21 protein-coding genes are annotated in these 24,177 nt (G+C 59.1%); 9 read left to right on the forward strand and 12 right to left on the reverse strand.

Annotated features, from left to right (window positions below; genetic code table 11):
* Positions 1-9 precede the first annotated feature (9 nt).
* The 3 genes from AC07OV_RS10360 to AC07OV_RS10370 all read right to left on the reverse strand — a co-directional run bounded on the left by AC07OV_RS10360 (position 10) and on the right by AC07OV_RS10370 (position 3,546).
* Entirely contained in the window at positions 10-1,260 is a 1,251-nt protein-coding gene (locus AC07OV_RS10360) for a sarcosine oxidase subunit beta (RefSeq protein ID WP_010207084.1), read from the reverse strand.
* Between the two features lie 22 nt (positions 1,261-1,282).
* Complete coding sequence (glyA, locus tag AC07OV_RS10365; protein WP_495092172.1) at positions 1,283-2,536, reverse strand: serine hydroxymethyltransferase; 1,254 nt, start codon at positions 2,534-2,536, stop codon at positions 1,283-1,285.
* 281 nt (positions 2,537-2,817) lie between these two features.
* A complete protein-coding gene (locus AC07OV_RS10370) occupies positions 2,818-3,546 on the reverse strand; it encodes a TraX family protein (RefSeq protein ID WP_495092173.1) in 729 nt (242 codons plus the stop codon).
* A gap of 90 nt (positions 3,547-3,636) precedes the next feature.
* Between AC07OV_RS10370 and AC07OV_RS10375 the strand changes: the two genes are divergently transcribed.
* Both AC07OV_RS10375 and AC07OV_RS10380 read left to right on the forward strand, forming a co-directional pair.
* Positions 3,637-4,677, forward strand: a complete 1,041-nt coding sequence (locus tag AC07OV_RS10375) for a threonine aldolase family protein (protein WP_110620199.1) — start codon at positions 3,637-3,639, stop codon at positions 4,675-4,677.
* Positions 4,678-4,850: 173 nt separating this feature from the next.
* Positions 4,851-5,051, forward strand: coding sequence for a hypothetical protein (locus tag AC07OV_RS10380; protein WP_176996674.1), 201 nt, complete (start codon positions 4,851-4,853; stop codon positions 5,049-5,051).
* A gap of 91 nt (positions 5,052-5,142) precedes the next feature.
* On the opposite strand, the gene gbcB is transcribed toward AC07OV_RS10380, so the two are convergent.
* Positions 5,143-6,243: a glycine betaine monooxygenase reductase subunit gene (gbcB, locus tag AC07OV_RS10385; protein ID WP_028618224.1), complete on the reverse strand. Its 1,101-nt coding sequence runs from the start codon at positions 6,241-6,243 to the stop codon at positions 5,143-5,145.
* 280 nt (positions 6,244-6,523) lie between these two features.
* Here gbcB and gbca point away from each other — a divergent pair, with 280 nt between their 5' ends.
* Positions 6,524-7,819 carry a glycine betaine monooxygenase oxygenase subunit gene (gene gbca / locus AC07OV_RS10390; protein WP_016972861.1) on the forward strand — a complete coding sequence of 432 codons (1,296 nt, stop codon included), beginning with the start codon at positions 6,524-6,526 and terminating at the stop codon, positions 7,817-7,819.
* An 831-nt stretch (positions 7,820-8,650) separates the two neighbouring features.
* On the opposite strand, the gene etfB is transcribed toward gbca, so the two are convergent.
* From etfB to AC07OV_RS10420, 6 genes are all read right to left on the reverse strand, one after another.
* Complete coding sequence (gene etfB / locus AC07OV_RS10395) at positions 8,651-9,421, reverse strand: electron transfer flavoprotein subunit beta (RefSeq protein WP_176996675.1); 771 nt, start codon at positions 9,419-9,421, stop codon at positions 8,651-8,653.
* 10 nt (positions 9,422-9,431) lie between these two features.
* Complete coding sequence (etfA, locus tag AC07OV_RS10400) at positions 9,432-10,652, reverse strand: electron transfer flavoprotein subunit alpha (RefSeq protein ID WP_495092174.1); 1,221 nt, start codon at positions 10,650-10,652, stop codon at positions 9,432-9,434.
* Positions 10,652-12,595 (reverse strand): dimethylglycine demethylation protein DgcB, encoded by a 1,944-nt coding sequence (dgcB, locus tag AC07OV_RS10405; protein WP_495092175.1) that lies wholly within the window; start codon positions 12,593-12,595, stop codon positions 10,652-10,654. The genes etfA and dgcB overlap by 1 nt, the downstream gene beginning before the upstream one ends.
* A 163-nt stretch (positions 12,596-12,758) precedes the next feature.
* A complete protein-coding gene (gene dgcA, locus AC07OV_RS10410) occupies positions 12,759-14,819 on the reverse strand; it encodes a dimethylglycine demethylation protein DgcA (RefSeq protein WP_017256151.1) in 2,061 nt (686 codons plus the stop codon).
* A gap of 15 nt (positions 14,820-14,834) precedes the next feature.
* Positions 14,835-15,365 carry a DUF5943 domain-containing protein gene (locus AC07OV_RS10415; protein WP_016977793.1) on the reverse strand — a complete coding sequence of 177 codons (531 nt, stop codon included), beginning with the start codon at positions 15,363-15,365 and terminating at the stop codon, positions 14,835-14,837.
* 78 nt (positions 15,366-15,443) lie between these two features.
* Positions 15,444-16,421, reverse strand: a complete 978-nt coding sequence (locus AC07OV_RS10420) for a dipeptidase (protein WP_176996679.1) — start codon at positions 16,419-16,421, stop codon at positions 15,444-15,446.
* Between the two features lie 265 nt (positions 16,422-16,686).
* On the opposite strand from AC07OV_RS10420, the gene AC07OV_RS10425 reads away from it, so the two are divergent.
* The 5 genes from AC07OV_RS10425 to AC07OV_RS10445 all read left to right on the forward strand — a co-directional run bounded on the left by AC07OV_RS10425 (position 16,687) and on the right by AC07OV_RS10445 (position 20,678).
* Positions 16,687-18,198, forward strand: a complete 1,512-nt coding sequence (locus AC07OV_RS10425) for an AAA family ATPase (RefSeq protein ID WP_495092176.1) — start codon at positions 16,687-16,689, stop codon at positions 18,196-18,198.
* Positions 18,195-19,169 (forward strand): hypothetical protein, encoded by a 975-nt coding sequence (locus AC07OV_RS10430; protein WP_494997299.1) that lies wholly within the window; start codon positions 18,195-18,197, stop codon positions 19,167-19,169. Before AC07OV_RS10425 ends, AC07OV_RS10430 begins: the two co-directional genes overlap by 4 nt.
* A gap of 142 nt (positions 19,170-19,311) precedes the next feature.
* Positions 19,312-19,713, forward strand: coding sequence for a lysozyme inhibitor LprI family protein (locus AC07OV_RS10435; protein WP_176996680.1), 402 nt, complete (start codon positions 19,312-19,314; stop codon positions 19,711-19,713).
* A 39-nt stretch (positions 19,714-19,752) separates the two neighbouring features.
* Entirely contained in the window at positions 19,753-20,235 is a 483-nt protein-coding gene (locus tag AC07OV_RS10440; RefSeq protein ID WP_494997298.1) for a hypothetical protein, read from the forward strand.
* A 26-nt stretch (positions 20,236-20,261) separates the two neighbouring features.
* Positions 20,262-20,678 (forward strand): DUF3010 family protein, encoded by a 417-nt coding sequence (locus AC07OV_RS10445; RefSeq protein WP_495092177.1) that lies wholly within the window; start codon positions 20,262-20,264, stop codon positions 20,676-20,678.
* Positions 20,679-20,803: 125 nt separating this feature from the next.
* Here AC07OV_RS10445 and AC07OV_RS10450 read toward each other — a convergent pair whose 3' ends face one another.
* Both AC07OV_RS10450 and AC07OV_RS10455 read right to left on the reverse strand, forming a co-directional pair.
* Positions 20,804-21,982, reverse strand: coding sequence for an AAA family ATPase (locus AC07OV_RS10450; protein ID WP_495092178.1), 1,179 nt, complete (start codon positions 21,980-21,982; stop codon positions 20,804-20,806).
* A gap of 68 nt (positions 21,983-22,050) precedes the next feature.
* Positions 22,051-22,995 carry a GlxA family transcriptional regulator gene (locus AC07OV_RS10455; RefSeq protein WP_016977789.1) on the reverse strand — a complete coding sequence of 315 codons (945 nt, stop codon included), beginning with the start codon at positions 22,993-22,995 and terminating at the stop codon, positions 22,051-22,053.
* Positions 22,996-23,188: 193 nt separating this feature from the next.
* Between AC07OV_RS10455 and AC07OV_RS10460 the strand changes: the two genes are divergently transcribed.
* Positions 23,189-24,133, forward strand: coding sequence for a choline ABC transporter substrate-binding protein (locus tag AC07OV_RS10460; RefSeq protein ID WP_176996684.1), 945 nt, complete (start codon positions 23,189-23,191; stop codon positions 24,131-24,133).
* Positions 24,134-24,177: the final 44 nt, after the last annotated feature.

Here is a 24,177-nt window from a genome sequence, read left to right on the forward strand (position 1 = left end):
TTTCTCCTGTTAGTGGGCGACGGCCGCAGCGCCGTGTTCGTCGATCAACGCACCGTTGTGGAAACGGTCGATGGAGAAAGGTGCCGCCAACGGGTGCATCTCACCCTTGGCCAGGCTGGCGGCAAACACGTTGCCTGAGCCTGGGGTGGCCTTGAAGCCACCAGTACCCCAACCGCAGTTGAAGAACATGTTCGGTACCGGCGTCTTGGAGATGATCGGGCACGCATCCGGCGTGGTGTCGACGATGCCGCCCCACTGACGGTTCATGCGCACACGGGACAGCACCGGGAACATCTCGACGATGGCCTGGATGGTGTGTTCGATCACCGGGTACGAGCCACGCTGGCCGTAGCCGTTGTAGCCGTCGATACCGGCGCCGATCACCAGGTCGCCCTTGTCGGATTGGCTGATGTAACCGTGTACGGCGTTGGACATGATCACGCTGTCGATAATCGGCTTGATCGGCTCCGACACCAACGCTTGCAGCGGGTGGGACTCAATCGGCAGGCGGAAGCCCGCGAGCGAGGCCATGTGCCCAGAGTTACCCGCGGTGACCACACCGACGCGCTTGGCGCCGATAAAGCCCTTGTTGGTTTCCACGCCGATGCATACACCGTTTTCCTTGCGGAAGCCGATCACTTCGGTCTGTTGGATCAGGTCCACGCCCAGTGCGTCAGCCGCACGGGCAAAGCCCCAGGCCACGGCATCGTGACGGGCCACGCCGCCACGACGTTGCACGGTGGCGCCCAGCACGGGGTAGCGGGTGTTCTTGGAGCAGTCGAGGTACGGGATCTCGTCGGCCACTTGCTTGGCGTTGAGCAGTTCGCCGTCCACGCCGTTGAGGCGGTTGGCGCTCACGCGGCGCTCGGAATCACGGATGTCTTGCAGGGTGTGGCACAGGTTGTACACGCCACGCTGGGAGAACATCACGTTGTAGTTCAGGTCCTGGGACAGGCCTTCCCACAGTTTCATCGCGTGTTCGTACAGGTGCGCCGACTCGTCCCACAGGTAGTTGGAACGCACGATGGTGGTGTTGCGCGCGGTGTTACCGCCGCCCAGCCAGCCTTTCTCGACCACGGCCACGTTGGTGATGCCGTGCTCTTTGGCCAGGTAATAGGCGGTCGCCAGACCATGCCCGCCGCCGCCGACGATGACCACGTCGTAGACCTTCTTGGGGGTCGGCGTGCGCCACATCTTCTGCCAGTTTTCGTGGTGGCTGAGTGAGTGCTTGAAGAGGCCGAAGCCCGAGTAGCGTTGCATAGTCATTACTCCAAAACCGCGCTCAGCGATAAACCGGGAAATCAGCGCACAGGGCAGACACGTGCTTGGCCACGTTGGCCTCGACATCGGCGTCGCCGAGGTTGTCGAGGATGTCGCAGATCCAGCCGGCCAGTTCGATGCACTGCGGCACTTTGAAACCACGCGTGGTCACCGCCGGGGTGCCGATGCGCAGGCCCGAGGTCACGAACGGCGACTGCGGGTCATTCGGCACGGCGTTCTTGTTGACGGTGATGTGGGCGCGGCCCAGGGCGGCATCCGCCTCTTTGCCGGTCAGGCCCTGACGGATCAGGCTGACCAGGAACAGGTGGTTGTCGGTGCCGCCGGACACCACGTCATATCCACGTTTGATGAACACATCGGCCATGGCCTGGGCGTTATCGATCACTTGCTGCTGGTAGGCCTTGAAGCCAGGTTCCAGCGCTTCCTTGAAGCACACGGCCTTGCCGGCGATGACGTGCATCAGCGGGCCGCCCTGGGCGCCCGGGAACACGGCAGCGTTGAGTTTCTTTTCAATCTCTTCGTTGGCCTTGGCCAGGATCAAGCCGCCCCGTGGACCGCGCAGGGTCTTGTGGGTGGTGGTGGTGACCACATCGGCATACGGCAGCGGGTTCGGGTACAGGCCAGCGGCAACCAGGCCGGCGACGTGGGCCATGTCGACGAACAGCAGCGCGCCGACCTTGTCGGCGATCTGACGGAAGCGTGGGAAATCCAGGGTCTTGGAGTAGGCAGAGAAACCGGCCACGATCATTTTTGGCTTGTGTTCCACCGCCAGGCGCTCGACTTCGTCGTAGTCGATCAGGCCGGTGTCGGTGTTGATGCCGTATTGCACCGCGTTGTACAGCTTGCCCGAAGACGACACTTTGGCGCCGTGGGTCAAGTGACCGCCGTGGGCCAGGCTCATGCCCAGGATGGTGTCGCCGGCGTTGATCAGGGCCAGGTACACGGCGCTGTTGGCCGAAGAGCCGGAGTGCGGCTGCACGTTGGCGTAATCGGCGCCGAACAATTGTTTGGCGCGCTCGATGGCCAGGGCTTCGACCTTGTCCACGTGCTCGCAGCCACCGTAGTAGCGCTTGCCCGGGTAGCCTTCGGCGTATTTGTTGGTGAGGCCGCTGCCTTGGGCTTCCATCACACGTTTGCTGGTGTAGTTCTCTGACGCGATCAGCTCGATATGATCTTCCTGACGCTGTTCTTCGGCATTCATGGCCGCCAGCAGTGCGTCGTCATATCCATGGATCTGGTCTTTTTTGCTGAACATCGCGTCTCTCCCAGCCTTTCGTATTGTTGAGGCCCTCGCAGGGCCCTTTGATGCGATGGTAGGGCTGGTGCAGACAGGTCAAATGCCTACGCACGCCACGCAAAGGTGCGTTTACGACATTCATTGAGCGGCGCAGAACAAATGTGAGAATGGGCCTGTATGGGCGCTGGCTTTTGTGGGAGCTGGCTTGCCTGCGATGGCATCACCACCGTTTAGCTGAGAGACCGAGGTGTCTGCATCGCAGGCAAGCCAGCTCCCACACAAGCCCGCCCCACAGGGGGTTAGGCGATGATCTGGCGGACGAGTAACAGCAGCAGGAAATGCAGGGGATAGAGGACATAAGCCCAACGCCGCATGGCCGGTGGCGAGACGTTTTTGGCACGTCGCAACAGAAACAGACCAGCCAATGGCGCAATCAGACATGCCGCCAACCCCATCAATGCGACCGGCGTGCCGCTCTCGAGCAAAATCTGCCATTGATTGGCGGCCATGCAGACCACACCCGGCAACAGGCTGAAATACCAGGCACGACGAAACACCAGTAGCATCGCCAACGGCAACAACACTCCGAAAAAACCGAACATCAACTGCGCGGAAAACACAGCGGCAATCATGACGGCAACCAGCGCCAATTCTCGATCAAAAAGCGCCTTCTGCTGCCATCCTCGGGCAACCAGCAGGCCCAGCGCCAGGGTCGGCAACACGTTCAACGTATCGGCATCGTCGATAAACAGCCGGTACGGCACTTCGCTGATCACGCTGAACAGCAACAGCCATCCCAGGTAGCGCCACTGACCGGTCACGGGTGCATTTCTTACGCGGTGCAGATTCGCTGCAATCGCCAGGCAAAACCACGGAAACGCCAGGCGCCCCGGCACGTACAGGCCATCCAGGCTCAAGCCGACATACCGCAGGTGGTCCAGCACCATGCACAGCAGCGCCAGCCACTTGAGCAAATCCAAAGCGCCATCACGGACGCGTCCGACAGGAATCGTTTCAGTACCGTGCATAATTCCCCAGTGACTTTGCATTTACAGAGCGTGCGCACCCGCGACAATCTTGGTTACAGTGCGCACCAACATCGACCACAGGAATGGGCCATGACCGACAAGAGCCAACAATTTGCCAGCGACAACTATTCCGGCATCTGCCCGGAAGCCTGGGCCGCCATGGAACAAGCCAACCAGGGTCATCAGCGCGCCTATGGCGACGATGAATGGACCCACCGCGCCGCCGACGGTTTCCGCAACCTGTTTGAAACCGACTGCGAAGTGTTCTTCGCCTTCAACGGCACCGCCGCCAACTCCCTGGCGTTGTCGTCCTTGTGCCAGAGCTACCATAGCGTGATTTGCTCGGAAACCGCCCACGTCGAAACTGACGAATGCGGCGCGCCGGAGTTTTTCTCCAACGGTTCCAAGCTGCTCACCGCCCGCACCGAAAACGGCAAGCTGACCCCGGAATCGATCCGCGAGATCGCCCTCAAGCGCCAGGACATCCACTACCCGAAACCCCGCGTAGTGACCCTGACCCAGGCCACCGAAGTGGGCAGCGTGTACACCCCGGAAGAAATTCGCGCCATCAGCGTCACCTGCAAGGAGCTGGGCCTGAACCTGCACATGGACGGCGCGCGCTTCTCCAACGCCTGCGCGTTCCTTGGCTGCTCGCCAGCCGACCTGACCTGGAAAGCCGGCGTCGACGTGCTGTGCTTTGGCGGCACCAAGAACGGCATGGCCGTGGGTGAAGCGATCCTGTTCTTCAACCACAAGCTGGCTGAAGACTTCGATTACCGCTGCAAACAGGCCGGCCAACTGGCCTCGAAAATGCGCTTCCTCTCGGCCCCGTGGGTGGGCTTGCTGGAAAACGACGCCTGGCTCAAACACGCACGCCACGCCAACCATTGCGCGCAGCTGCTGAGCAGCCTGGTGGCGGACATCCCCGGCGTGGAATTGATGTTCCCGGTGCAGGCCAACGGCGTGTTCCTGCAGCTGTCGGAACCCGCCATCGCGGCGCTGACAGCCAAGGGCTGGCGCTTCTACACCTTCATCGGTAAAGGCGGCGCTCGGTTCATGTGTGCGTGGGATACCGAGGAAGAGCGTGTAAGAGAACTCGCGGCGGATATTCGGGAAGTGATGGGCGCCTGATACTGGCGCAGTGCCGAGTCTGTTATTTGATATTTCTGACAGCAGCACGCTGCATTTTCATTGTCTAGCCTCTTGGAGCCCGGAAGGAAAACGCCGCAGCAGCGGCTCTCCTTTCGGTACGACAACCTGCCGAATGATCGGCCGGAAATGGACATCCAATAGAGAGCTAAGCCATGGAATATCAGAGTATCGGCAACACCCTGGAAAGCGACGGCAGCGTCAGCACCACCGTCATTGACTGGGATGAGTTCCGCAAATACGCGAAAGTCGGCGACACCATCCGCGAGCCATCAAGGACGTTGCGGATCTACGATAAAGTCTATGAATTGACAGCATCAGGCCAGCATTTCGTCGTACACATCTACGCCCAATAACCCCCCCATGTGGGAGCTGGCTTGCCTGCGATGGCGTCCTCATGATCGCCATCGCCGGCAAGCCGGCTCCTACAGGGGGCGGTGCAAGCCTTTAGAATTCGATGCGCACGTCGCCTTTCGGCACGCTGCAGCACGACAGGATGTAGCCCTCGGCTTCGTCTTCCTCGGTGATCCCGCCGTTGTGGTCCATCTCGACCTCGCCCCCCAGCTTCATCACCTTGCACGTGCCGCAGATGCCCATGCCGCAGGCTTTTGGAATCAACAAGCCAAGCTTGGCCGCCGCCGCATGCACGGTTTCGCCCGGGGCCACACGAATGCTCTTGCCCGAGGCAATGAATTCCACCTGGTGCAGATCCGCCAGGTCGATTTCTGGCGCGTCGGCGGCTTGTTCGGCTTGTTCGACTGCATCGGCACGGGCTTCCGGTGGCGTGGCACCGAAGGATTCCTCGTGATAACGCGTCATGTCGAACCCGGCCACTTCCAGCAGGCGCTTCACCGCGTTCATGTAGGGCGTAGGCCCGCAGCAGAACACTTCGCGCTCCAGGAAGTCCGGCACCATCAGTTCGAGCATCTTGTGGTTCAGGTAACCGCGATAACCGGCCCACGGCTCACCCAACCCGTGTTTCTCACAGATCAGGTGCAGGCTGAAGTTATCAATCCGCGACGCCATGTGCTCCAGCTCGCGGTGGTAAATGATGTCCTTGGGCGAGCGGGCGCTGTGGATAAACGTCATGTCGACGTTGGCGTTGGTGTCGTAGAACCAACGCGCCATGGACATCACCGGCGTGATGCCCACGCCGCCGCTGAGGTACAGCACTTTGGGGCTTGGGAAGTCGATGGCATTGAACAGGCCCACCGGCCCGTGCACCGCCAGTTCCTGGCCTTCATGCAGCGTGTCATGCAGCCAGTTGGACACCTTGCCGCCCGGCACGCGCTTGATGGTCACCGAGAAGCTGTAAGGCACCGACGGCGAGCTGGAAATGGTGTAGGAACGCATGATCGGCTGGCCTTCGATTTCCAGCTCCAGGGTGACGAACTGACCCGGCTTGAAAAAGAACAGGATCGGCTGGTCGGCCATAAAGCAGAAGGTGCGCACGTCCCAGGTTTCCTGGATGACTTTGACGCAACGGACAATGTGCCGACCATTGGCCCAGGTCTGGGTGGTTACCGGATTCAGGAAATTATTGGACATGTTGTTCTCCACCGCCGACATCGGCCTTATGGTGGCGATTCTGCGTAACGCCAGAACCACCCATTTACCTATCTGCGACATTCACATACTTATCGCGACCAGCCCCCAACGACCTAGGGTTGCGCGTCGGGAACAGATTGGGCCATGTCGCCCATGGATAAGGTTCGGCCCATCGGCGGCCCCACACTCGCTCCCAACAACGACGCTTTCTTTACGCCTTGCTGCACACCTGATTAGCCACTTATCTCGGCCACACAGAATGGCCATGAGGACCTACACGATGGACGTCACCGCAACCTTAAGCTTGGGCGATCCGCTGGAACCCGCACGCAAGGCCACCGCGCAAATGCTGCAAGAGCGCGAGCGCACCTTTTCGCTGCCACAGCCGTTCTACTCTGATGAGCGGTTGTTTGATATCGACATGCAGGAAATCTTCCAGAAAGAGTGGCTGATCGCCGGCATGACCTGCGAGATCCCCACCAAGGGCAACTACCTGACCCTGCAAGTGGGCAAGAACCCGATCATCGTGATCCGTGGTGCCGAAGGCGTGGTGCATGCGTTCCACAACGTCTGCCGCCACCGTGGTTCGCGCTTGTGCACCAGCGACAAGGGCAAGGTCGCCAAACTCGTGTGCCACTACCATCAGTGGACCTACGAACTGGACGGTCGCCTGCTGTTCGCCGGCACCGAGATGGGCGCCGACTTCGACATGAAGCAATACGGCCTGAAGCCGGTGAACGTGAAGACCGCCGGCGGCTACATCTTCATCAGCCTGTCGGAGAACCCGCCGGCCATCGATGACTTCCTGTCGACGCTCACCCATTACATGGAACCGTACGACATGGAAAACACCAAGGTGGCGGTGCAAACCACCTTGATGGAAAAAGCCAACTGGAAACTGGTGCTGGAAAACAACCGCGAGTGCTACCACTGCAACGCGTCGCACCCCGAGCTGCTGAAAACCCTGCTGGAATGGGACGACGTCACCGACCCGCGTGCCGACCAGGCCTTCAAGGACCACGTAGCCGCCTCCGCCGCTGCCTGGGATGCCGAGAAGATCCCTTACGCCCACGCCAGCTTCGGCCTGCGTAACCGCATCGTGCGCATGCCGCTGCTCAAGGGCACCGTGTCGATGACCATGGACGGCAAGCAAGGCTGCGCCAAGCTGATGGGCCGCATCAAGAACCCGGACCTGGGCTCGATGCGCATCCTGCACCTGCCGCACTCCTGGAACCACTGCATGGGCGACCACATCATCGTGTTCACCGTGTGGCCGATCAGCGCCCAGGAAACCATGGTCACCACCAAGTGGATCGTGCACAAGGACGCGGTGGAAGGCGTGGACTACGACCCGGCGCGCATGCGCGAAGTGTGGGACGCCACCAACGACCAGGACCGTCGCCTGGCCGAAGAAAACCAGCGGGGCATCAACTCCACCGCCTACCAGCCTGGCCCGTACTCCAAGACCTATGAGTTCGGCGTGGTGAACTTCGTGGACTGGTACAGCGAGCGCATGCTGAGCAACCTGGGGGCGGCGCCAGCGCCTTACCTCAAGGGTGTGGCAGTACACGAGTAACAGAGCCCACAAAGACCAAACTGTGGGAGCTGGCTTGCCTGCGATATCGGCGGTGAATTCACTGCACTCATCGCAGGCAACCCAGCTCCCACATTTGCATCTGCACAGTGTTCAAAATTTGATCAAACCTCTTGAAACCCTTTAACGCCCTGCCCTCCAGCCGTTACCCAACAACTTATCCACAAAGCCACCCACAGCAATTGTGGGCAACTGCGCCATTCACCTGAACTTAATTGAAGAAAATCCGTGACTTATTCAACTCATGGGGTTTAAGCATGCATTGCTCACTTATTGATCAAACACCTACAAACCCCGTAGATAGAGGCCTGTAGCAGTACGCAAACACCTTATCCACAGAGCCACCAACAGAGATTGGGTGTAACTTCAAAAACGTTGTGGAAAACCCTATCAAACCGTCATGAACCGGGGGTTTTCACGGTTTCACAGTCAAATTGGTCATTTTTTACCCAAGTCTGTGTAAGCCACGTTTTATAAGGCTCTCAGCCGAAAGCGAACATCTTATCCACAGAAGCGCCAACAGACTTTGGGGGCAAGTCTGTGCGTAAACGCGGTTTCGCACAGGGAAAAAACCCAGGAAAAACCGCCAGTTAGCCTGGTTGTTTTTCGTACAGGGCGCTGCAGGGCTTGATTTGCAAGGGGTGTGGACAGCCGCGAACAGGTTATCCACAGACGGGTCAACAGGGATTGTGGGTAAGCCCATTGTGGGAGCCGGCTTGCCGGCGATGACGGTATGTCAGTCGAGACATCAGTCGGCTGAACGACCGCTATCGCCGGCAAGCCGGCTCCTACAAGGTTTGGGGGGGTTTTGGGTTAGCGTACGACGCCTTCTTCAACCAGCAGCTTGAGGATGGCTTCGGCACCCGCCTCCGGGCTGAGGCCCTTGAGCACTTGCCCGCCGCCGCCACTGGCCTTGGCCGTTGCGGCTTTCATCCGATCGGCACCGCTCTTGGCCTTGATCACTTTGAGGCGCTTGGGCCGAGGTTTGGCCGGTTGCAGCACGGCGCCTGTGAATAACTCGTCCTCTTCCACCTCAACCTCATGGGCAGCCAACTCGCCGCGTTGCGCGGGGCCGTAGGCACTTTGCCGGGGCTTGGGCGCGGCGTTGTCCACCGTTGCCAGGAACGGCAAGCGCACCTTCAAGCGGCGCCGTTGGCCACGTGGCAAGGCTTGCAGCACATGGGCCACGCCGCCGTCGATGGACTCCACTTGCGCCAGCCCGACGATCAACGGCCAGCCCAATTGTTCGGCGAGCAGGAATGGCAGCATGCCCGAGCCTTCGCCGGTTTCCGCCTGGCTGCCAGCGAGCACCACCTGGGCACCTGCCTCGCGCAGGTAGTCGCTGAGCACCGGCAAGGCATCGCTGCCTGCGGGTTGTTCCAGCACCTGCAGTTGCGGCAACCCCATGCCCAGGTAGCTGCGCAGGGTCGGCTCGTTGATGTTGCCGGCATGCAGCACCTGCAACTTATCCCCAGCCATTTGCAGGCCCAGTTCGACGGCGCGCGCGTCCTGCTCGGCACGGCGCGGGCGCCCTGAAGTGGGGTGGGCGCCGATGGACACCAGGCTGATTACATTCGTGGTCATGGCCAACTCCTTAAGCTGCATCGCGCTTGGCGCCGTTGCGGTAAGCCTCGACCGCCGCGATCAAGGCGTGCAGGATCGCGGCGCTTTCGCCAATCACCGACAGGTCGGCACGCTTGATCATGTCGCAGCCAGGGTCCAGGTTGATCGCCACCACCTTGTCGCAGGCACCGATGCCCTGCAGGTGCTGGATCGCCCCGGAAATCCCCACCGCCACATACACCCGTGCCGTGACCCAAGTGCCGCTGGCGCCGACCTGGCGATCACGCGCCATGAAGCCGTCGTCCACCGCCACCCGCGAAGCGCCTTCGGTGGCGCCCAGTGCAGCGGCGGTCTGGTGGAACAGCGCCCAGTCCTTCACGCCGTTGCCGCCAGAGAAAATGAATTCCGCCTCGGCCATGGGAATCGCCGCCGGGTCCACCGCCACCGCGCCGAGGTCCTCGATACGCGGCAGGCTGCGGGCCAGGGGTGTGGATAACTCCACGGGCAAGGCTTCGTGACGGGTTTCGCTGACCGGATCGGCGCACTCGGCAGCCGCCAGGATCAGGCGCGGCAGAGGGCGGGCCAAGTCTTCCTGGCCAGCGCCAGCACGGCCGATGCACTCGTTGCCCTTGATCTGCCAGACGCGGGTGGCCGGGCGTTCCTTGAGGCTGGCGGCAAAGCGTCGGCCCAATTCACCGCCACCGCTGCGGCTGTCGGGCAGCAGCCAGTGACGCGGGTTGAATTGGTTATCCACAGCCCGCAGGCCCTGGACACGTTGCTCCGGTGAATAACCGTCGAATGCGTGACCTTCCAACACCAGCAGGCGGTCGACGCCGGCTGTGGCAAACGCGCTTTCCTTGTGCTCGCCAAACACCACCGCCAGCACGGCGCCGTCGCTGCCGGCCAACTGCCGCGCCAGGCCGAGCAAGTCGCGGTCGTGGCTGCTCAGGCGGCCGCCGACCATGTCCGGCACCACGTTGATGTAGAACGCAGGCGCTGGCACCTGGTGCAACGGCAACTGCACTTCCACCGCCGCCGTGCGCTTGGCCGCGCCGCCCTGTTGGGCGCCGCTGCGGTCGATGCGCTTGATACCGTTGGGGCCGATAAAACCGACGCCATGCACATTCTTGCGGATGACGCCGTTGGGCCCCATCCAGCTGTGTTGCACCGGCTGCATCGCCGCATGGAGCGGGTGCAGGCGGTTACGGGCGATCCATTCGGCCCGGGGGTCGCGGCGGATAATGTCGCTCATCAGTGCACCTCCGCAGGTTCACGCTTTAAAGGAGCTTTTGCCGGTGCGGCGTCTTCGAGCAATGCATCAGCAACAAGCTCGGCAATATCTTTGATCAGTGGGCGCGGTTCGACCACACCCTCAAGCATCGCCGTGCACTGTGGACAACCCACGGCCACCAGCTCGGCACCGGTTTCGCGGATGTCTTCCATGCGCATGTCCGGGATACGTTGCTTGCCGGGAATGTCAGTGATCGGCGCCCCGCCACCGCCGCCGCAGCAACGTGAACGGAAGCCCGAGCGCTGCATCTCCTTAACCTCGATACCCAGCGCACGCAGTACTTGGCGCGGTGCCTCGTATTCACCGTTGTAACGGCCCAAGTAGCACGGGTCGTGGTAGGTCACGCTATTGCCTTTGTGCTGGCCCAGGTTCAACGCGCCTTCGCCGATCAGCTCGGCCATAAACGTGCTGTGGTGCTGCACCAGGTAGTTGCCGTTGAAGGCGCCGTATTCGTTTTTCAGCACGTGGAAACTGTGGGGGTCGCAGGTGACGATGCGTTTGAAGCTGTATTTGGCCAGGGTCTGGATGTTGCGCGAGGCCAGCAGCTGGAAGGTCGCTTCATCGCCCAGGCGGCGGGCCACGTCACCGCTGTCGCGCTCTTCCAGGCCGAGTACCGCGAAGTCCACATTGGCGGCCTTAAGCACTTTGACGAACGCACGCAAGGTGCGCTGGTTGCGCATATCGAAGGCGCCGTCACCGACCCAGAACAGCACGTCGGTGGTGCCTTTTTCGCTGAGCAGCGGCAGGTTCAAATCCGCTGCCCAGTTCAGCCGCCCGCCCGGTGCAAAACCGCCGGGGTTGTCGGTGGCGATCAGGTTTTCCAGGACTTCGGCGCCCTTGTTCGGGGTCGCGCCTTTTTCCAGGGTGAGGTGGCGGCGCATGTCGACGATCGCGTCCACATGCTCGATCATCATCGGGCACTCTTCCACGCAAGCGCGGCAGGTGGTGCAGGACCACAGGGTTTCAGCGTCCACCAGGCCGTTGACGATCGGCTGGTGCGGGTTGCCGCGATGTTCGCCAATGGCTTTGCCTGGATACGGGCTGCCGGCAAACTTGGCATCGGTGCCACCGGCCAGGCCGACCACCATGTCCTGGATGAGTTTTTTCGGGTTCAGCGGTTGGCCGGCAGCGAACGCCGGGCACGCGGCTTCGCATTTGCCGCACTGCACGCAGGCGTCAAAACCGAGCAGTTGGTTCCAGGTGAAATCCTTGGGCTTTTCCACGCCCAGGGGCGCGGTTTTATCGCTGAGGTCCAGCGGCTTCAAACCGGTGGACCGGCCACCGCCGAAGCGTTCGGCACGGCGGTGCCAGGCCAGGTGCAGCGCACCGGCGAAGGCGTGCTTCATCGGGCCGCCCCAGGTCATGCCGAAGAACATTTCGGACACACCCCACAGCACACCCACGCTCAGCAAGGCGGCGAGCAGCCAGCCGCCGAAGTCAGCCGGCAGAATCCCGGCCACCGGCAAGGTGACCAGGAAGAAGCTCACCGAGAACGCCATGAGGCTCTTCGGCAGGCGCATCCACGGGCCTTTGGACAGGCGTGACGGCGGGTTGCGACGACGCAGGTACACGAAGGTAGCGCCGACAAACATCAGCACCGAGGCCAACAGCAGGGCATAACCGAGGATGCGGTTATGCAGGCCGAAACCGTGCACCAGAATGGCGAGCAGCGCCGATAGCACAAACCCGAGCGCCGTGGCGACGTGGGTGTTGGCGATGTATTTGTCGCGGGCGACCACGTGGTGCAGGTCGACCATGTAGCGCTTGGGCATGGCCAGCAGGCCGCCCAGCAAGTCGACCTTGGACGCACGGCCACGGCGCCACATGTTCACCCGGCGCAGGGCGCCGAGGACGGCGAGGCCCAGGGCGGCGAACAGCAGGATGGGAAGAAGGGTGTTCAGCATGGTGAAGCTCCCAAAGACCTCGGGGTCTTGCAGGTCGAGATGCCTTGCTCAATTCCTGTGGGAGCGGGCTTGCCCGCGATTGCAGTGTGTCAGTCAACAAAGATGTCTACTGAACCACCGCTATCGCGGGCAAGCCCGCTCCCACAGGGTTCTCCACAAGCCGTCAGAAATCCTTGCACAGGCGCAGGGCGTCATAGATCGCAGCGTGGGTATTGCGCTGCGCCACACAGTCACCGATGCGGAACAGCAAGTACCCGTCACCCGCTTCGCTCAAGCACGGTTGCGGCTTGATCGCGAACAGGGCTTCGACGTCGATCTGGCCCTTGTTGCGCGAGCCTTCCTTGAGTGCGTAGTAGATGGCTTCGTCCGGGCGCACGCCGTTCTCGACGACCACCTGGTCCACCACCCGCTCCTCTTTGGCGCCGGTGTATTCGTTCTCCAGCACCGCCACCAGCTTGTCGCCTTCGCGGTAGACCTTTTCCAGCATCATGTCGCCGGTCATGATCACTTCTTTGGGGTACATGCTGCGGTAGTAGGTGGGGAACGACGTACCGCCGATGGCCACGCCCGGCTTGATGTCATCGGTGACGATCTCGACCTGGCTGCCTTTGTCGGCCAGGAAGTCGGCCACCGACATGCCGGTGAATTCGCAGATGGTGTCGTACACCAGTACGTTCTTGCCCGGCGCGACTTTGCCGTCGAGCACGTCCCAACTGCTGACGACCAAGCCTTCGGCCGCGCCCCAGTGTTCGTTCTGTTCGACGTTCGGGGTGCCGCCGACCGCCAGTACCACCACGTCCGGACGCAAGTCCAGGATGGTGTCGGCATCGGCCGCCACGCCCAGGCGCAGGTCAACTTTCAAGCGTGCCAGCTCCAGCTGGAACCAGCGGGTGATACCGGCGATCTGGTCACGCTGCGGCGCCTTGGACGCCGTGGTGATCTGCCCACCGATAAATTCTTTTTTCTCGAACAAGGTCACGTCGTGGCCACGCTCGGCAGCGACGCGCGCAGCTTCCATCCCGGCAGGGCCGGCACCGACCACCACGACTTTGCGTTTTGGCCCGGTGGATTTTTCGATGATGTGCGGCACGCCCATGTATTCGCGGGAGGTCGCGGCGTTCTGGATGCACAGCACATCCAGCCCTTGGTACTGGCGGTCGATGCAGTAGTTGGCGCCGACGCACTGCTTGATCTGGTCGATCTGGCCCATCTTGATCTTGGCGATCAGGTGCGGGTCGGCAATATGCGCACGGGTCATACCGACCATGTCCACATAACCGCCTTCCAGAATCCGCGTGGCCTGGTTCGGGTCCTTGATGTTCTGCGCATGCAGCACCGGCACCTTGACCACTTCCTTGATACCGGCCGCCAAATGCAAGAATGGCTCCGGTGGATAACTCATGTTCGGGATCACGTTGGCCAGGGTGTTGTGCGTGTCACACCCTGAGCCGACCACACCGATGAAATCGAGCATACCGGTGTCGTCGTAGTACTTGGCGATCTGCTTCATGTCCTCGTGGGACAAGCCGTCCGGGTGGAATTCGTCACCGCACAGACGCATGCCCACGCAGAAGTCATCGCCCACTTCGGCGCGTACGGCCTTGAGTACTTCCAGGCCGAACTTCATGCGGCCTTCAAAGGTGCCGCCCCATTCGTCAGTACGCTTGTTGACCCGCGGGCTCCAGAACTGGTCGATCATGTGCTGGTGCACGGCGGACAGTTCCACGCCATCCAGGCCACCGGCCTTGGCACGGCGTGCAGCCTGGGCGTAGTTGCCGATCACGCGCCAGATTTCTTCCGGCTCGATGGTCTTGCACGTGGCACGGTGCACCGGCTCACGCACGCCGGAGGGCGACATCAGGGTTGGCCAGTTAAAACCATCCCACCGCGAGCGACGGCCCATGTGGGTAATCTGGATCATGATCTTGGCGCCATGCTTGTGCATGGCGTCGGCGAGGTTCTGGAAGTGCGGGATGATGCGGTCGGTGGACAGGTTGACCGAGCTCCACCATTCCTGCGGGCTGTCGATGGCCACCACCGAGGAGCCGCCACAGATCGCCAGGCCGATGCCGCCCTTGGCTTTCTCTTCGTAGTACTTCACATAGCGGTCAGTGGTCATGCCGCCGTCGGTGGCATACACCTCGGCGTGGGCAGTGCTGAGTACGCGGTTGCGAATGGTCAGTTTGCCGATCTGGATCGGCTGGAACATTGCTTCGAAAGCCATGGCACGGTCCTCGGCTTACAACGGCTTGACGGTGAACAGGCCGTCATCGTGGCCCTCTTCGGAGCCTCCGTAGACTTGCTCTGCGACAGTGCGGATCTGGCTCCCGCGCGCTTGAAGAATCTGGTCCATGGCGCCGGCAAACCAGCCGGTGAACATGTAGTCGACCTTGCGCCCGACCTTGCCGTACACATAGACGAACGCCGAGTGTTCCAGCTTGACGCTGGCGGTGCCTTTGTCCAGGTCGATGTCCTGGATCTTGAACAGGCCCCAGCCGCGTTGCGACAGGCGCTTCATGTAGTGCTCGAACACCGCAACGCCTTCCAGGCCGTGGCATTCAGCTTCTTTTTCGCACCAGTGCCAGGCGGACTTGTAGCCGGCTTTGTAGAGGATTTCGGCATAGGCATCGGCGCCCAGCACTTCTTCAATACCGATGTGGTTGTTGACGAAGAAATGGCGCGGCACGTACAGCATCGGCAGGGCGTCGGAAGTCCAGACACCGGTTTCGCTGTCGACTTCGATAGGCAATTGCGGGGCGATCTTGGCCATGGAAACTTAACTCCAGAAAATTCGTTTGGATGCCCGCTGCGCGAAGGGCAGCGGGTTAAGGATTAGGAGAGCGGTGGCTTATTCGCCCCAGACGTCTTTCAAGACGTTGACCCAGTTCTCGCCCATGATCTTGCGCACCACGCGCTCGCTGTGGCCGCGCTTGAGCAGGGTCTCGGTGAGGTTGGGGAACTCGCCCACGGTGCGGATGCCCAGCGGGTTAATGATCTTGCCGAAGCTGGTCAGGCGGCGGGCGTAGCCCTTGTCATGGGTCAGCATTTCGAAGAAATCCTGGCCATGGCCCTGGGTGAAGTCGGTGCCGATGCCGATGGCGTCTTCGCCGACAATGTTCATGGTGTATTCGATGGCTTCGGCGTAGTCGTCGATGGTCGAATCGATGCCCTTGGCCAGGAACGGCGCGAACATGGTCACGCCGACAAAACCGCCGTGGTCGGCGATGAACTTGAGCTCTTCATCGGACTTGTTGCGCGGGTGCTCTTTCAGCCCGGACGGCAAGCAGTGGGAGTAGCACACCGGTTTCTTGGATTCGAGGATGACTTCTTCGGACGTTTTGGAGCCCACGTGAGACAGGTCGCACATGATGCCGACGCGGTTCATCTCGCCGACGACCTCACGGCCAAAGCCCGACAGGCCGCCGTCACGCTCGTAGCAGCCGGTGCCGACCAGGTTCTGGGTGTTGTAGCACATCTGCACCACCCCCACGCCGAGCTGCTTGAAGATCTCGACATAGCCCAGTTGGTCTTCGAAGGCATGGGCGTTCTGGAAGCCGAAAATGATGCCGGTCTTGCCCAGTTCCTTGGCGCGGCGGATGTCGGCGGTGGTTTTCACCGGGATCACCAGGTCGCTGTTCTCACGGATCAGGGTCTGGCTGGCCACGATATTATTGATGGTGGCCTGGAACCCTTCCCACACCGACACGGTGCAGTTGGCGGCGGTGAGGCCACCTTTGCGCATGTCCTCGAACAGGTCGCGGTTCCACTTGGCAATAATCAGCCCGTCGATAACGATGCTGTCGGCGTGCAATTCGGCTGGGCTCATCAGGCGTCCCCTTATTGGCGATTCACGCGCCGAATCGTCTGCCGGCGCTTTGGGGCCAGCATATGCCCAGGGGCCGACAGAGCCGGGTGCAAAAACGACAGGGGAATTGCCGAAAGCGTCAATCCACGACAATTGGCAAATATGGCATTAGGCCTCTACTCCTTGTAATTTGTCCGGCAGGACCAAAAGACCCGCGCCTTAAGGCGCGGTGAAGCAGCCCAAAGGCATGATCAAAAAGCTCAATTAGAAAAGGAGATTCGGGGAAATGCTCACTTCAATCGATCAAGACGGGGCGATTCTTCATTTACGTAACAGGGAGAGCCACAATCTATTCGATATCGACTCTGTTTCCTTACTCATTGGACCCAATGGCAGCGGGAAAAGCCGATTTCTTCAACAGACGGTGGAAAAATTCGCGCCTCGGGCTCGACCTAAATTTGATTCGGACTGCCGACTGTCATTTGATTACCGTGGAACATTCGATCAAAAAAACTTAAGCGAATGGGGTTTAGTCTACTACACGCCCGTGCGTAACCGATTGACCTTCAGAAAACAGACAAACTTTATCGATGCCTCGCGCGCCCGCGACCAAAACCTCTTTCAACTTTATGAACATAAAAACATCTTAGAAGAGTTCGGCCTGAGCCTGGAACTTTTCGCGAGATTTAGGTTTGACGAAAGAAAAATCAAGGATTTTCTAGCGAGAGCGCTGATTGACGACGAGAAAAACGAATATTCGAAGGTTTTCGACCACCCCGGTGTACTGTCCATCAGGGATTTGGAAAAGCGTCTTAAAAAATTCTCGGACTTCAATGGAAATCAAGACGAGCTAACTCACATGGAGCTCGAGTTAAAAAGCAGGATTGATTCGCTCGGCGACGAAATACTATTGGACTTGAATACCTCCGCGCAACACAACGTCAATAATCCAGAAAATTACCTGCTCGCACTATTTGGCGTTTTCCAGGCCATGCAGAAAATGAATCACAGTTTCCGAGCCTATGTCTCGCTACTCACCGAAGACATCCCATCTTACTACTTCAAGACAATCACTCTCTTACCTTCAAGAGAAGACAAGGCGATCAGTTGTCACACACTGTTCAAACGAACACTTATGATCTTGCAAAGATTCGACTTCAAAAAAGTTGCACGCGGCACTCATCAGTATCAAATTCAAGTAGAACGCGACCGCAGGATCTTCGAGAATTCAAATTTAAGTATTTTCGACATTGTGCTGCCCGGCATGAGCTCAGGCCAATGGGCAATAATAAATCAAGTAATCTCCATCTATGAAGCAATCAAGCAATTAGCCACAAAGCCTGACAAGGCCGCGAAAATCCTAGTACTTATTGATGAAGGCGATGCTTTTTTGCATCTGGCTTGGCAGCGTAAGTACATCTGGCAGGTCAACAATTTTCTGGCTGCGTGTAAGACAGAGTTTTCAATCCCGTGCCTACAGCTAATCATAGCGTCTCACTCTCCCTTGTTGACGTCTGATGTACCCAAGGAATTCATATGCCAATTGCAGCTACCGGAAACCGGCCAGGCTCGAGTACCGCAAGAGGATCAGCCTTCATTTGCTGCACCGCTTAACGCAATATTGAACATTTGCTTTGATGCAAGCACCATTGGCGAATTTGCTACACGACGAATAAATTCAACGATTGAGAACATTAAGCATAAACAACTCTCACCTCGTGACAAGTATCTTATTTCGATCATCGATGACCCGATCATAAAACGAGAGCTTGTGAGAATGAGCGAGCGCCCATCGTGATTATCAATGCTGCCAACACTTGGAAAACGGCCGAAAATCAACACACTACATATTTGAATTCGGTAATTAGACGTTTCCTCGAAAGACCTGCCGACACACTTAAGTCGACGCTGTCCCAGCCGTTTGTTCGACTTATTAGAAATAGACTGACATCCCATCAGCGTGCGGACATGGACATTACTGTTCAATGGCTGCTGCAGATAAAAAATCATGTCAATGTGTTTGAATATAACCATCTGATTGATGATTTGAAGCACGCATTCAACTACACATACTTTAGCAACAAAGAGAAACCCGGCTGGAACGCCTATAGTCTTTGTCGAGAGTCCAAGCTTAAAATCTGCCCTTACTGCCACCACGCATACGCTTTTACTGTATTTAAGGGTGAGGATGGGGCACTCAGACCTACACTTGACCATTTTTATCCAAAATCGCTTTATCCACATTTGGCTTTAACCCTATGCAACCTCATTCCTAGCTGTTACTCGTGCAACTCTTCTCTTAAAGGTGATGACGACGTTTACGCCAACAAACATCTGCATCCATATTTTGATGAGGAAACTATAAACTTCAAGATCACCCACGCATCTAAAACCATCGTAGATATTATCGGCTCGTTTCAAAAAATAAAAAATGAGTTGACAATTGAACTACTTTGGCCCGCAGACTGTGTCGCGAGCAGCAATAGTATGTCTCTCTTCGCTCTTGCAGCTCGCTATGAACACATGTCTTGCGAAGGGGTCGACTTTATTGCCTCACAGGTGGAAATTGAGGCGCTGTTAGGAAACCAAAAGGTCATCAAAAACATGCCTGATGAAGATGCTGACAAAAGCGGCGGTCCACTAAAGATCGAGGACGCCTACCTGAAAGCACGGCTACTGCGGTTTGAACGCAACGAGTACAAGCAATATATCTTGGGAAAAATGTACGCAGACCTATACGACCAATTCCATCGAGGGCTTGATAGCTGACTCTGGAATCGTACGTACATCCTCTGGGAGTTGTCGAAAGCGTCAATCCGCGACAAAGGGCATCAAGACACGTCTGACTGGCAGCTGTTATTTGTCTTACGCTTGGGCCAGAATTCCGCATCACCTGATATGAGACGGCGCAATGAAATCGATTTTCCTGGCTTTGGCACTCATCGCAACCACCGCACACGCGGCTGAAGACACCGACAACACGCCGTGCGATGGCATCGAAAACGACAAGCAAACCCTGGAATGCGCCACCTACAACAAAACCACCGCCGAGCAATTGCTCAAGGACAACTACCAAGGCCTGCTCGAACGCATGGGTTCGACCTACGGCAGCAACAAGTCGCAGCTCGCCGACATTACCGCTCGTCTGAAGGATGCCCAGCAGAAGTGGGAAAAACTGCGTGATGCCGATTGCGCCGTGGACACCTTCCCGGCAGTGAACGGCACCAAGGAATACGCCATCCAGCAGAACGACTGCCTGGCGCGGATGAGTGATGAGCGGTCGGAGTTTTTGGAGTCGATCGGACAGGAATAACAGGCTTAACACCGCTTGGAACGTTGAAAAGGAATTCACATGTATTACGCCCGCGAAGCGGAACGGGATTACCTGTTCACGCGCGCTGTTCTGCTGTTTATATTCACATTGATACTGTCACTGATGCTGTCCCTGTCGGTCAGCCGGGGTGCACCACACGGACTGATCAAGGCAGCCCCCGTAGAAGCCGTTGGGGAAATCACTCAACTCGAAAGCGTCGGCCCGCGAAACACAAGCACCAACGTTTATTACTCGTTCAGCCATGAAGGCCAACGCGAAGACGGCATGGTGAATAACAGCAGCTTCGTTGAAGACCCTGGTTACGAAGTCGGCGACGAGGTCGCCGTGGTGTATTCAAAATGGTTTCCAACGGTGCATAACATCAAGGCCAACTTTCATTCGAGTTCGCCTAATTTCTACATCATGAGCGCCAGCAGCGGCTTGATGATTGTGTGCTGGATGCTGATCCTGTGGACCGTGCACCGGATCTATCAGCACAAAGCCGAAGATCGCTATTACTGACCCCCTCTCATTCCATAGGCTCGAAAATGACTCTCTGCGGCATCGAAATCAAAGGCAGCGAAGCCGTCATCGCTGTCGCTTCCCTGGACAACGGGGCGCTGGCCCATGTCACCCTGGCCACCAAGAAAATCGCCCTGGAAGACGACGATGAAGCGGCCAACGTCAAAGCCTTTGCCGTACAGGTGAAGGCGTTTGTGCAGGAAAACGGCATCACCCGTATCGCCATCAAGAAACGCAGCAAGAAGGGTGAGTTCGCCGGCGGCCCGACCACGTTCAAGATTGAAGGGGTGTTTCAGCTGCTCGACGGTGTGGAGGTGACGCTGCTGTCGCCGCAGACCATTAATGCGCAGAACAAGAAGCACAACTTCGAGTTGCCGGCGACGCTGAACAAGTACCAGCATGAAGCCTACAAAGCGGCGTGTTCGGCCCTGCTGAAAAAATAAGCCACACCACCTATCCCCTGTGGGAGCTGGCTTGCCTGCGATAGCGGTACATCAGTCGACATCTATCGTGCTGACCCACCGCCATCGCAGGCAAGCCAGCTCCCACATTTGATTTGAGTTGCCCCTTAGTCAGGTGTACGCCGCTTGTGCTTCAGCCAATCGCCAAACGTCTTGTCCTCCAGGGCATACCCGCCCCGGCTCGACTTCCACACCAGCTCCTTATCCCGCAGGGCATCAATGCAAGCCTGAATCGTCTGGGTGCCCGGCACTACATCGCTGCCCATCTCTTCCAGCGCCTTGCTGACCGCCGCGAGGGTGCTGTCGGTAAACGGCGCAAACGGTTCGTTGTTTTGCGAACGCTCCACCATCACGTCCAGCACGGCACGCTGGGGAATAGTGAGGTTGTTCCAGGCGCTTTCAAACTCGGTCCACACACCTGCGCGCAGCAACTCGGCTCGGCTGTGCAGCAGTTGGCCCAGGTTGCTCGCCTCGCCCAGTTCCAACGCCACTTCACCAATAATGGTGCGCAGCATCTCGGGACGACGGCCCACCAACTCAAAGGCCTCATCGATGTCGGCAGCGTTGAACTGGTTAGTCTTGGCCAGATTCGCGTTGAGGTGCGCGGTGTAGGCCTGGGTGAACGCTTTGCCTAACAGCGGAAACGGCGTGATGCTGGAACCGAAGAACGGCTGGCTTTTGCCCAGCACCAAGTGGGCCAGCTTGTCGCGGTTGGAGCCGGTGAACACCAGGTGCAACCCACTGCCCTCCTCATCACGCCCTTGGTTGAGCTGATCCCGGGCGGCCTTCAACGCGAACATCGCGTTGATGCCTGAATCGCTGGTCAGCGCGTGCTGCGCTTCATCAATGACCAGCACAACGGGTTTTTCCGCCGCGTGATGCAGCAGCTCCAGCGCCTGGGTCAACGTCGCGCCAACAGGCAACTGAGGCTTGCTGAAATCCCAGGACAGTGTCCGCAGAAAGCTCAGCTTTTCGATGCCAATGTTCTTGGCCAACTTGCGGATGCCCTTTTCATAGGGCACCAGCGAAGCAGCAATTGCGCTGGCAATCAACTCTGCCGGGTCTTTCTCTTTGTCCGCCCACAGGTCGACATACACGGCCAGCCAGCCTCGAAGCTGACACTCCGGGATCAGGTCTTCACGTAGAAAGGTACTTTTGCCTGTTCGGCGCGGCGCTGCGAGAAACAGGCCAGAGGTGAAATCCTGAATGCCAGCCCCCACCAGGCCGTCGGCAATGCTGCTAGCCAGGGCGGGGCGGCGGAATACAAAGCCGCTGTGCTTGGACATGGTTTTATACTCAATTATTCAAAGGACTATAAATTATAGTCAGGAGTATAATTGACTATAATTGCCCGTCAAACTACCTCCCGTCGCCGATCCTCCCTCGGGCACTTGGCAAACCGCGCCCGATAACTGCGCGTGAAATACGACGGCGACTCAAACCCGCAGGCAATACTCACTTCCAGCACGCTCATGTCGCTTTGACGTAAGAGCTGCCGGGCTTTTTCCAGGCGCAGGCCGAGGTAGAAGTTGCTGGGGGTGTCGTTCAAATGCAGGCGGAACAGGCGCTCCAGCTGGCGCCGCGTGACCTTGATCGCTTCTGCCAGGGCCAGGGTGCTCAAGGGCGGCTCGGTGTGCTGTTCCATCTCACCGATCACCTGCACCAGCTTTTTGTTGTTGATGCCGTAACGCGTGGCAATCTGCATGCGCTGGTGGTCTTTGCGCGGGCGAATGCGGCCGAGCACGAACTGCTCGGACACCTGGATCGCCAGCTCCGGGCCATGGGCCTGGGCGATCAGGTCGAGCATCAGGTCGATGGAGGCCGTCCCGCCGGCGCAGGTGATGCGGCGGCGGTCGATCTCGAACAGCTCCTGGGTCACGGTGAGCTGTGGATAAGATTCCTTGAAGGCGTCAATGGCCTCCCAATGCAGGGTCAAGCGATGGCCGTCGAGCAGGCCAGCTTCGGCAAGCACGCAGGCGCCGGTGTCGATGGCGCCCAGGGTCACGCCGTCGTGATCGAGGCGGCGCAGCCAGTGCTCCAGGGCGGGCGTGGCGAACTGCAGCGGTTCGAAACCCGCCACCACTAACAACGTCGCGCCCTTTTTCAGCGGCTCCAGCGCAGCGTCGGCGTTGACCGACATGCCATTGCTCGCCAGCACCGCGCCGCCGTCGGCACTCAACACGTGCCAGCGGTACAACTCACCACGGAAGCGGTTGGCCACCCGCAGCGGTTCCAGCGCAGAGATAAAGCCAATGGCCGAGAAGCCCGGCATCAGCAAAAAGTAGAAATCCTGGGACATGGTGGCGCTCTCGTAGGACGGGCAGCGTGGCACTGTGATACTCCCGTTCTCGGGTGGATTCAAGGGGGCAGGTCGCTGCAGTGCAAGAGCTGGTCGCCGCCGTGCGTTTTGTCGCCCGCGAAGGTACGTAACTTGGCCTCACGGCGCACAAAGACGCCGGACCCCACAATAACGACCTGCCGAGGGATCCACCATGAACCGACTGATCAGCCGCTGCGTGCTTGCACTCAGCGCCAGCGCCATCTTGAGCACGAACGTACTGGCCGCCGACGCGGCGTCCTGCCAGAACGTGCGCATGGGCGTGGTGAACTGGACCGACGTAATCGCCACCAGCGCCATGACCCAAGTGTTGCTCGACGGCCTCGGCTACAAAACCAAACAAACCAGCGCCTCCCAGCAAATCATTTTCGCCGGCATCCGCGACCAACGCCTGGACTTGTTCCTCGGCTACTGGAACCCGCTGATGACGCAGACCATTACCCCGTTTGTTGATGCCAAGCAGGTCAAGGTCCTCGACAAGCCGAGCCTGGAAGACGCGCGGGCCACCCTGGCCGTGCCGACTTACCTGGCCGACAAGGGTTTGAAGACCTTCGCCGACATCGCCAAGTTCGAAAAAGAACTGGGCGGCAAGATCTACGGCATCGAACCCGGCTCGGGCGCCAACACCCAGATCAAGGCGATGATCGCCAAGAACCAATTCGGCCTGGGCAAGTTCCAGCTGGTGGAGTCCAGCGAAGCCGGCATGCTCGCCGCCGTCGACCGCGCCGTTCGCCGCAAGGAAGCCGTGGTGTTCTTCGGCTGGGCGCCGCACCCGATGAACGTCAACGTCGCCATGACTTACCTCACCGGCAGCGACGACGCCCTGGGCCCGAACGAAGGCATGGCCACCGTGTGGAGCGTCACGTCGCCGACCTACGCCGAACAGTGCCCGAACATCCACAAGTTGCTGACCAACCTCACCTTCACCGCCGCCGACGAGAGCCGGATGATGCAGCCGTTGCTGGACCACAAGGACGCCATCGAGTCCGCCAAGCAGTGGCTCAAGGATCACCCGCAAGACCAGGCCCGCTGGCTGGAAGGCGTGACCACTTTCGACGGCAAGCCGGCCGCCGCCAACCTGCAATTGACCAGCAAATAACCTGATTTGAATCACCGTTTCGCAGCCGCTCCTGGCTGCGAACG

This window comes from Pseudomonas sp. GW821-FHT09A09 (genome assembly GCF_059418405.1).